Raw genomic sequence first — 9,026 nt, 5'->3', positions numbered from 1 at the left:
CGAGCAGGGCCAGGCCGACACCTACGCGCGCAAGACCGAGATCTGCAAACGCGCCTACGACCTGCTGCTGGGAATCGGCTTCCCGCCCGAGGACATCATCTTCGACCCCAACATCTTCGCCATCGCCACCGGCATCGAGGAACACGACAACTACGCCGTCGACTTCATCGAGGCGACGCGGCAGATCAAGCAGCGCCTGCCGCACGCCAAGATCAGCGGCGGCGTCAGCAACGTGTCGTTCTCGTTCCGCGGCAACGAGCCGGTGCGCGAGGCCATACACACCGTGTTCCTGTACCACGCCATCCAGGCCGGCATGGACATGGGCATCGTCAACGCCGGCCAGCTCGGCGTGTACGACGACATCGACCCCGACCTGCGCGAGCGGGTCGAGGACGTGGTGCTGAACCGCCGGCCCGACGGCACCGAACGGCTGCTGGAAATCGCCGAGCGCTACCGCGGCACCGGCGGCGCCGCCCGCCCGGAGCAGGATCTCGCCTGGCGCGAGCAGCCGGTGGCCAAGCGCCTGGAGCACGCCCTGGTGCGCGGCATCACCGACTACGTCGAGCAGGACGTCGAGGAAGCGCGCCACGCCTTCGCGCGGCCGATCGAGGTCATCGAAGGCCCGCTCATGGACGGCATGAACGTGGTCGGCGACCTGTTCGGCGCCGGCAAGATGTTCCTGCCGCAGGTGGTCAAGAGCGCGCGCGTCATGAAAAAGGCCGTCGCGTACCTGCTGCCCTACATCGAGGCCGAAAAGGACGCCAACGCCCGCGCCCAGGCGCGCATCCTCATGGCCACCGTCAAGGGCGACGTGCACGACATCGGCAAGAACATCGTCGGCGTCGTCTTGCAGTGCAACAACTTCGAGGTCATCGACCTCGGCGTCATGGTGCCGTGCGACAAGATCCTGCGCACCGCACGCGAGCAGCAGGTGGACATCATCGGCCTGTCCGGCCTGATCACCCCCTCGCTGGACGAGATGGTCCACGTCGCCAGCGAAATGCAGCGCGAGGGCCTCGACATCCCGCTGCTGATCGGCGGCGCCACCACCTCGCGCGCCCACACGGCGGTGAAGATCGCCCCGGCCTTCGACGGCGCCACCGTCTACGTCAAGGACGCCTCGCGCGCCGTCGGCGTGGCCCAGAACCTCATCTCGCCGGAGCTGCGCGGGCCGTTCATTCAGCAAACGCGCGAGGACTACGTGCAGCTGCGCCAGCGCCACGCCGCCAAGGGCCAGCGCACCGCCCTGCTGTCACTGGCCGACGCGCGCGCCAACGCCTTTGCCACCGACTGGGCCGACTACCGGCCCGTCGCGCCACGCCAGCCGGGCCTGACCCTGTTCGAGGACTACCCGCTGTCCGAGCTGGTGGACTACATCGACTGGACGCCGTTCTTCCAGGCCTGGGAACTGGCCGGCAGCTACCCGCGCATCCTCGACGACGCCACCGTCGGCGAACACGCCCGCCAGCTGTTCGCCGACGCGAAGGCCATGCTCGCGCGCATCGTGGACGAACGCTGGCTGCGCGCGCGGGCGGCGATCGGCCTGTTCCCGGCCAATGCCCACGGCGACGACATCACGCTGTACGCCGACAGCGACCGCACCGCCACGCTGACCACCCTGCACCACCTGCGCCAGCAGCAGAAAAAGCCGGATGGCGTGCCCAACCTGTGCCTGGCCGACTACGTGGCGCCGCAGGACAGCGGGCTTGCCGACTGGCTGGGTGCCTTCGCCTGCACCGCCGGCATCGGCATCGACGAACACGTGGCCCGCTTCGAGGCGGCGCACGACGACTACAGCGCCATCCTGCTCAAGGCGCTCGCCGACCGGCTGGCGGAGGCCCTGGCCGAGCGCCTGCACCAGCGCGTGCGCACCGACATCTGGGGCTATGCCGCCGGCGAGCATTTGGACAACGACGCCCTCATCGCCGAGCAGTACCAGGGCATCCGCCCCGCCCCCGGCTACCCGGCCTGCCCGGACCACACCGAGAAAGCCACCCTGTGGCAGCTGCTGGACGCCGAGCACAACGCCGGCATGACCCTGACCGAACACTTCGCCATGCTGCCCACGGCCGCCGTCAGCGGCTGGTACATCGCGCATCCGAAGGCGCGCTACTTCGGCGTCGGCCCGATCGGCCGCGACCAGGTGGAAGACTACGCCCGCCGCAAGGGCTGGACGCAGGCGCAGGCCGAGCGCTGGCTGGCGCCGAATGTGGGGTATGAGAACTGAGACTCACGGCCGCGGCACGGCATCAGGCTGTGCCGCCGGACAACGCGTCGGTGGCGCAAACCTTCGATTGATCAATTGATGCGGCCATGGCCGCCGCACCCTGCACCCGTGCGGGCGGACATTCGGCCCGCAGGGACTCGCCGATGCCGCCCGGCACCGGACCTGCGGCCCGGTCACCCAGCCGCTGGCGCCGCCGCTTGATCCGCCTGCCTTCGACGGCCGGGTGATTTCGCACCCCGCCGCCCGGGCAGAGCGCGGGCGCCGGCCGGCGCAGTGTCCGGGCTAGGAGCCGGACTGCCCTTCGGACGCCTCGAGCGGCGCCGGGTAGCCGAACAGGCCGCGGTTTCGGATCAGTTCCGCCACCACGGGCGGCACCTGCCTGGCCCAGCCGGGCGCGTCGACACGCAGTGCCGGCAGCACCTGGCGCCAGTCGATGTCGAGCGCCGCCGGGTTGAAGCCGCCGAGCGCCTGGATGCGACCGGCCTCGTGCAGGTGACGATAGATGTGCTGCACGGCAGGGTTCGGCTCGAAGGTGTCGGCGGTCACGAGCTGACCGTCGGCACCACGCGCCGGGTACACGTACATCCAGGTCTTGTCGCAGAACAGGCGCCCGAACGCCTCCAGGATGCCGCCCTCGAGGTCGTCGTAGAACGCGGGGCTGAAGATATCGCGCAGGTTGTCCAGCCGCGCCACGATGCCGATGCGACCCTGCGTGTAGCGGCGCAGGAAGGCCCGCAGGCGGAAATAGCGCAGGTAGTCGGACACCAGCACGTAGTAGCCGAGCGCGGTCAGGGTGTCGACACGCGCCAGGAAGTCCGCGTTGTCGACCCGGTCGCCGTCCTCCATGACGGTGGCCATGGTCATCTCGGCCACCGGCAGCACGTCGTCGATGTCGCTGCCAAAGGCCGCCAGGCCGGCCATGAACATGTCCTCGTGCCGGCGCGTCACCGGGCGGAAGTTGGAACGCACCGCCAGCACGTCCTTGCGCCGCAGCGCCTCGCCCGGCTGCACCACATGGCCGTCGGGGTCGAACATGACCGCCCGCGTCAGCCAGCTGCGGATCAGGTGCAGGTTCAGCAGGCGGTTTTCGCAATCGGCGAAGTCCGGGCCGCTGAACTCGATCATGTCGATCTCGATGCGGTCCGAACCGGCGCTGGCGCCGCCGGACAGGTCGTCGGCCAGGCTTTCGATCAGCTTTTCCGGCGACTGGGCGTGATGGAAGGCGCCGTAGATCAGGTTGACACCCAGGATGCCCAGCGCTTCCTGCTGGGCACGGGCGTCGGCGTCGAGCATGCGCACGTGCAGCACGATGTCGTTCGGCGGACCGCCGGGGCGCAGCTGCAGGCGCACCCCCAGCCAGCCGTGGCACTCGGACCGGCGCTTGTAGCTTTGCGCCGCCACCGTGGCGGCGTAGGCAAAGAACGTGGTCTCCGACTCGCGCCGCCCTTCCAGGCGCTCGATCAGCAGGCCGAACTCGTGCTCCAGCATGCGCGCCAGGCGTGCCCGGCTGACATACCGCCCTCCCGGCGCGCGGCCGTAGATGGCGTCCGAGAAGGTCATGTCGTAGGCCGACATGGTCTTGGCCACGGTGCCGGCGGCGCCGCCGGCGCGCAAGAAATACCGCGCCGTCTCCTGCCCGGCGCCGATCTCGACGATGCTGCCGTACTGCGCCGGGTCGAGGTTGACCGCCAGTGCCTTCTGCAAGGCGCCCGGCGCTTCCATCAGCAGCGCCGGGGTGATGTGGGCGTCGACGTCGGAGGACGTGTCCATACGCGGCCGCCGCTCAGGCAGCGGCCATGAACTGCCGCAGCACGTAGTTGAGGATGCCGCCGTGACGGTAGTACTCGACCTCGATCGGCGTGTCGATGCCGGCCACCACCGAAATGTCACGCTCGCTGCCGTCGGCAGCCGTCACGCGCAAGGTCAGCTCCTGGCGCGGCTTGAGGCCATCGCCCAGGTCCGGCAGCGAGAACGTCTCCTCGCCGGTCAGCCCCAGGGACTGCGCGTTGTCGCCTTCCTTGAAGCGCAGCGGCAGCACGCCCATGCCGATCAGGTTCGAGCGGTGGATGCGCTCGAAGCTCTCGGCCAGCACGGCGCGCACGCCCAGCAGGAAGGTGCCCTTGGCGGCCCAGTCGCGCGACGACCCGGCACCGTACAGCTTGCCGGCCAGCACGATCAGCGGCGTGCCGTCCTGCTTGTAGCGCATGGCGGCGTCGTACACCGACATCTGCTCGTCGGTCGGCAGGTAGCGGGTCCAGCCACCCTCCTTGGGAGCCACCAGCGCGTTCTTCAGGCGGATGTTGGCGAAGGTGCCACGCGTCATCACGCGGTCGTTGCCGCGCCGCGAGCCATAGCTGTTGAAGTCGGCCTTCTGCACGCCGTGCTCCATCAGGTAGCGCGCGGCCGGCGAATCGGCGGCAATGTTGCCGGCCGGCGAGATGTGGTCGGTGGTGACGAAATCACCCAGCATCAGCAGCGCCCGCGCCTGCTTCAGTGGCGCGATCGGCGCCGGCTGCGGCGGGAAGTTCTCGAAGTACGGCGGGTGCTGGATGTAGGTGGAATCCTCGCGCCAGCTGTACACCGCGGACTGCGTGTCGGCGGCAATGGCGTTCCATTCCGGGTTGCTCTGCGCCACGTTGCCGTATTCCTGCCGGTACAGGGCCGGATCGCTGGCCGCCGCCATGGCCTCGGCCACCTCGGCGCCGCTCGGCCAGATGTCGCGCAGGTACACCGGCTGCCCGTCGCTGCCGGTGCCGATCGGCTCGCGCTCGAAATCGATGTCCACGCGGCCGGCCAGTGCGTACGCCACCACCAGCGGCGGCGAGGCCAGGTAGTTGGCGCGCGTGTGCGGGCTGACGCGGCCCTCGAAGTTGCGGTTGCCGGACAGCACCGCCGCGGCGACCAGGTCGCCGGCGTTGATGGCATCGACCACCGGCTCGTCCAGCGGGCCGGAGTTGCCGATGCAGGTGGTGCAGCCGTAGCCGACCACGTTGAAACGCAGCGCCTGCAGCGGTTCGAGCAGTCCGGCACGTTCCAGGTAGCTGTTGACCACCCGCGAACCGGGCGCCAGGCTGGTCTTGACGTAACCGGGCACGGTAAGGCCCCTGGCCGCGGCCTTCTTGGCCACCAGGCCCGCCCCCACCATCACCGACGGGTTGGAGGTGTTGGTGCACGAGGTGATGGCGGCGATGGTCACCGAGCCGTGACGCAGCGTCTCGCCGCTGCCGGCCACCGGGGCAGTGGCGTCCAGGCGGTCCGCCGGCACGGCGAAGCCGTCCTTGTCGACCGGCGTGGTCAGCGCATTCAGGAAGCTTTCCTTCACCTTGGACAGGCCGACGCGGTCGTGCGGGCGCTTGGGGCCGGCCAGGCTCGGCTCGACCGTGCTCATGTCCAGCTCCAGCACGTCGGTGAACTCGGGCTCGGCGCTGTCGGCGGTGCGGAACATGCCCTGCGCCCGGTAGTAGCGCTCCACCTCGTCCAGCACCTCGGCCGGCCGGCCGGTGTTCTTCAGGTACTTCAGCGCCTCGGCGTCGACCGGGAAGAAGCCGATGGTGGCGCCGTACTCGGGCGCCATGTTGGCGATGGTGGCGCGATCGGCCAGCGGCAGCGCGTCCAGGCCCGGGCCGAAGAACTCGACGAACTTCTCCACCACGCCGAACTTGCGCAGCATCTGCACCAGCGTCAGCGTCAGGTCGGTGGCGGTCACGCCCTCGCGCAGCTTGCCGGTCAGGCGCACGCCCACCACCTGCGGCATCTTCAGATAGATCGGCTGACCGAGCATGCACGCCTCGGCCTCAATGCCCCCGACGCCCCAGCCGACAATGCCGAGGCCGTTGATCATGGTGGTGTGCGAGTCGGTGCCGACCAGCGAGTCCGGGTACAGCACGCCGTCCTTGTTGCGCAGCACGCCGCGCGCGAAGTGCTCCAGGTTCACCTGGTGCACGATGCCGACGGCCGGCGGGATGATGCTCAGCGTGTCGAACGCCGACTGCCCCCAGCGCAGGAACTCGTACCGCTCCAGGTTGCGCTGAAACTCGAGCTTCACGTTCTTCGGCAGGGCCTGCTCGTTGCCGGCAAAGTCCACCTGCACCGAGTGGTCGATCACCAGGTCCACCGGCACCAGCGGTTCGATCTTCTGCGGGTCCTTGCCGGCAGTCGCCATGGCGCTGCGCAGCGCGGCCAGGTCAACGACGCACGGCACGCCGGTGAAATCCTGCAGGATCACCCGGCCGGGGATGAACGGCACCTCGGCGTTGGCATCGCCGCGGCCCCAGGCCAGCAGCGCCTCGACATGATGCGGTTCCAGCGCCGGGTGGTCCTGGTGGCGCAGCGCCGATTCCAGCAAGACCTTGACCGAGTACGGCAGCCGGCCGGGATCGCCCAGGCCCTGTTCTGCCAATGCCGGCAGGCTGTAGTAGGCGGCGGATTGGCCGCTGGCGAGCTCCAGCGTGCGACGGCAGGCGGCAAACTTGGACTGACCCATGACGACTCCTGGCAGGGTATGACGGTGCTGCCGTCATACCGACGGACAACGAAACGCGCCGTGGGACTGGCGCGAGCGGGCTAGAATTATAGCCAAGCACCGCCGCTGCTGACCTGTGTTTTGGCACCGCACAATGCGCGCCCGCCCGCCTGGAGCCCCATGTCCACCTTCGAATTGACCGCCCTGTCGCCGCTGGACGGCCGTTATCAGGAAAAAATTGCCGCCCTGCGCCCGCTGGCCAGCGAGTACGGCCTCATCCGCTACCGACTGCAGGCGGAACTGGCCTGGCTGCGGCTGCTGGCGGCAACGCCGCAGATCGCCGAACTCCCCGCCTTCAGCGCCGATGCCCTGGCCCGCCTGGACGCCATCGAGCGCGCGTTCGACGAGGCCGGCGCGGGCCGGGTCAAGGCCCTGGAGCGCACCACCAACCACGACGTCAAGGCGCTCGAATACTTCATCTACGAGCAGTTCGAAGGACACGACGAACTGGCCGCCGCGCGCGGCTTCGTGCACTTCGCCTGCACCTCCGAAGACATCAACAACCTCGCCTACGCGCTGATGCTGCGCGACGTGCGCGCCGACGTACTGTTGCCGCACCTGGACACGCTGCTCGGCAAGCTGGCCGACCTCGCCCATGCCACCGCCGAGGCGCCCATGCTGGCCCGCACCCACGGCCAGCCGGCCACGCCCACCACGCTGGGCAAGGAGCTGGCCAACGTGGTCGCGCGCCTGCGCCGCCAGCGCGACGGCATCGCCGGGGTGGAAATACTCGGCAAGTTCAACGGCGCCGTGGGCAACTACAACGCCCACCTGACCGCCTACCCCGACGTCGACTGGCCGCACCTGGCCGAGCAGCTGGTCAGCGGTCTTGGCCTGAGCTTCAACCCCTACACCACGCAGATCGAACCGCACGACTGGATCGCCGAACTGTTCGACGCCCTGGCCCGCTGCAACACGGTGCTGATCGACCTGTGCCGCGACGTGTGGGGCTACGTGTCGTGGGGATACTTCCGCCAGCAGGTGGTGGCCGGCGAGGTGGGCTCGTCCACCATGCCGCACAAGGTGAACCCGATCGACTTCGAGAACGCCGAAGGCAACCTCGGCGTCGCCAATGCCCTGCTGGAACACCTGGCGCGCAAGCTGCCTGTGTCGCGATTCCAGCGTGACCTGACCGACTCCACCGTGCTGCGCAACGTCGGCGTGGCCGCCGGTTACACGCTGCTGGCGTGGCAATCGCTGCACAAGGGCCTGGGCAAGCTGCAGGTCGACACCGGCGCCCTGGCGCGCGATCTCGACCACGCGCACGAAGTGCTGGCCGAAGCCATCCAGACCGCCATGCGTCGCCACGGCGTGGAAAACCCGTACGAACAACTGAAAGCGCTCACCCGCGGCCAGGCCATCACCGCCCAGGCACTGCGCGAGTTCGTGGCGCAGCTGCCGTTGCCGGCGAGCGAACGGGAACGCCTGGCCGCCCTCACCCCGGCCGCCTACACCGGGCTGGCCGCGCGCCTGGCGCGGGACATCTGATGCGCCGGCTGCTGCCGCTGGCCGCCACCGCGCTGCTCGGCGCCTGCGCCAGCACGCCCGCTCCCGTACCGGCACCGCAGCCGGATTGCCCGGAACCGGTGGCCGCCGGTGGCGCCGTCTTCATACGCGTATTCGACGGCGTGCTGACCCTGCCGCCCGGCTACGTGTTCGACGGCCGCGCGGTCGGCGACAAAACCCTGTTCCAGGGCCCCAGCGGCGCCGTGCGCCTTGGCCGGCGCGCCGAACTGGGCAGTGGCTACATGGACTACGTGCGCGCCACCCTCAAGAGCAAGGAACAGCGCTGCGGTCTGGAAGTCCTGCGCCACGGCAGCGACGACCCGCCGCTGTGGCTGCTGCTGCACGCCCACCACTACGTGCTGGCCTACGACCACGACCCGCACCGCGTGCCGGCCCTGATCGAAGGCTACTGCGCCTCGCTGGCGACAAGCGAAACCGCCGCACCCGGCACTGGCGACCCACCACAGCCCGCAAACGCACCCTGAGCCGAACGTCCGCAGCGACCCGGGCCTGAGCTCACGCGCGGCATCAAATTGACCATGGTTGCCAACCGTTGCATACGGTTGACGGTCCCCCCGCACCCCCGCGGACCCTGCTGCGCGAGACTGTCGGGTTATGAGCCCGACGACCCGCAGCGCATCCCCGCGAGTGCGGGGAACACGGCGTACGCGAACACGTCCAGCGTGCGCGTCGCCGGTTCATCCCCGCGGGTGCGGGGAACACAACACCACCTCGCGCAACCGATACCAGCAGCGCGGTTCATCCCCGCGG

General features: G+C 69.5%; 5 protein-coding genes. 3 read left to right on the top strand and 2 right to left on the bottom strand.

The window, feature by feature from the left end; all coding sequences use genetic code 11:
* Nucleotides 1-2,227, top strand: a 2,227-nt coding sequence (locus ABYX71_RS08465; protein ID WP_372696061.1) for a vitamin B12 dependent-methionine synthase activation domain-containing protein, incomplete at its 5' end; no start/stop codon positions are given.
* A 282-nt stretch (nt 2,228-2,509) separates the two neighbouring features.
* Here ABYX71_RS08465 and ABYX71_RS08460 read toward each other — a convergent pair.
* Complete coding sequence (locus ABYX71_RS08460) at nt 2,510-3,997, bottom strand: TonB-dependent receptor (protein WP_372696060.1); 1,488 nt, start codon at nt 3,995-3,997, stop codon at nt 2,510-2,512.
* 13 nt (nt 3,998-4,010) lie between these two features.
* Nucleotides 4,011-6,710, bottom strand: coding sequence for an aconitate hydratase AcnA (acnA, locus tag ABYX71_RS08455; protein WP_372696059.1), 2,700 nt, complete (start codon nt 6,708-6,710; stop codon nt 4,011-4,013).
* A 159-nt stretch (nt 6,711-6,869) separates the two neighbouring features.
* On the opposite strand from acnA, the gene purB reads away from it, so the two are divergent.
* The gene (gene purB / locus ABYX71_RS08450; RefSeq protein ID WP_372696058.1) at nt 6,870-8,237 is read left to right on the top strand and encodes an adenylosuccinate lyase; all 1,368 of its coding nucleotides are present in this window, start codon (nt 6,870-6,872) and stop codon (nt 8,235-8,237) included.
* Entirely contained in the window at nt 8,237-8,740 is a 504-nt protein-coding gene (locus tag ABYX71_RS08445) for a hypothetical protein (protein WP_372696057.1), read from the top strand. Before purB ends, ABYX71_RS08445 begins: the two co-directional genes overlap by 1 nt.
* Nucleotides 8,741-9,026 lie beyond the last annotated feature (286 nt).

This window comes from Immundisolibacter sp. (genome assembly GCF_041625615.1).
Lineage (GTDB): Bacteria > Pseudomonadota > Gammaproteobacteria > Immundisolibacterales > Immundisolibacteraceae > Immundisolibacter.
This window is presented reverse-complemented; position numbering and strand designations above follow the sequence as displayed.

Coding starts and splice junctions, on each gene's coding strand:
- ABYX71_RS08460 (WP_372696060.1), bottom strand. CDS start 3,997: ATGGACACGTCCTCCGACGTCGACGCCCACATCACCCCGGCGCTGCTG.
- acnA (WP_372696059.1), bottom strand. CDS start 6,710: ATGGGTCAGTCCAAGTTTGCCGCCTGCCGTCGCACGCTGGAGCTCGCC.
- purB (WP_372696058.1), top strand. CDS start 6,870: ATGTCCACCTTCGAATTGACCGCCCTGTCGCCGCTGGACGGCCGTTAT.
- ABYX71_RS08445 (WP_372696057.1), top strand. CDS start 8,237: ATGCGCCGGCTGCTGCCGCTGGCCGCCACCGCGCTGCTCGGCGCCTGC.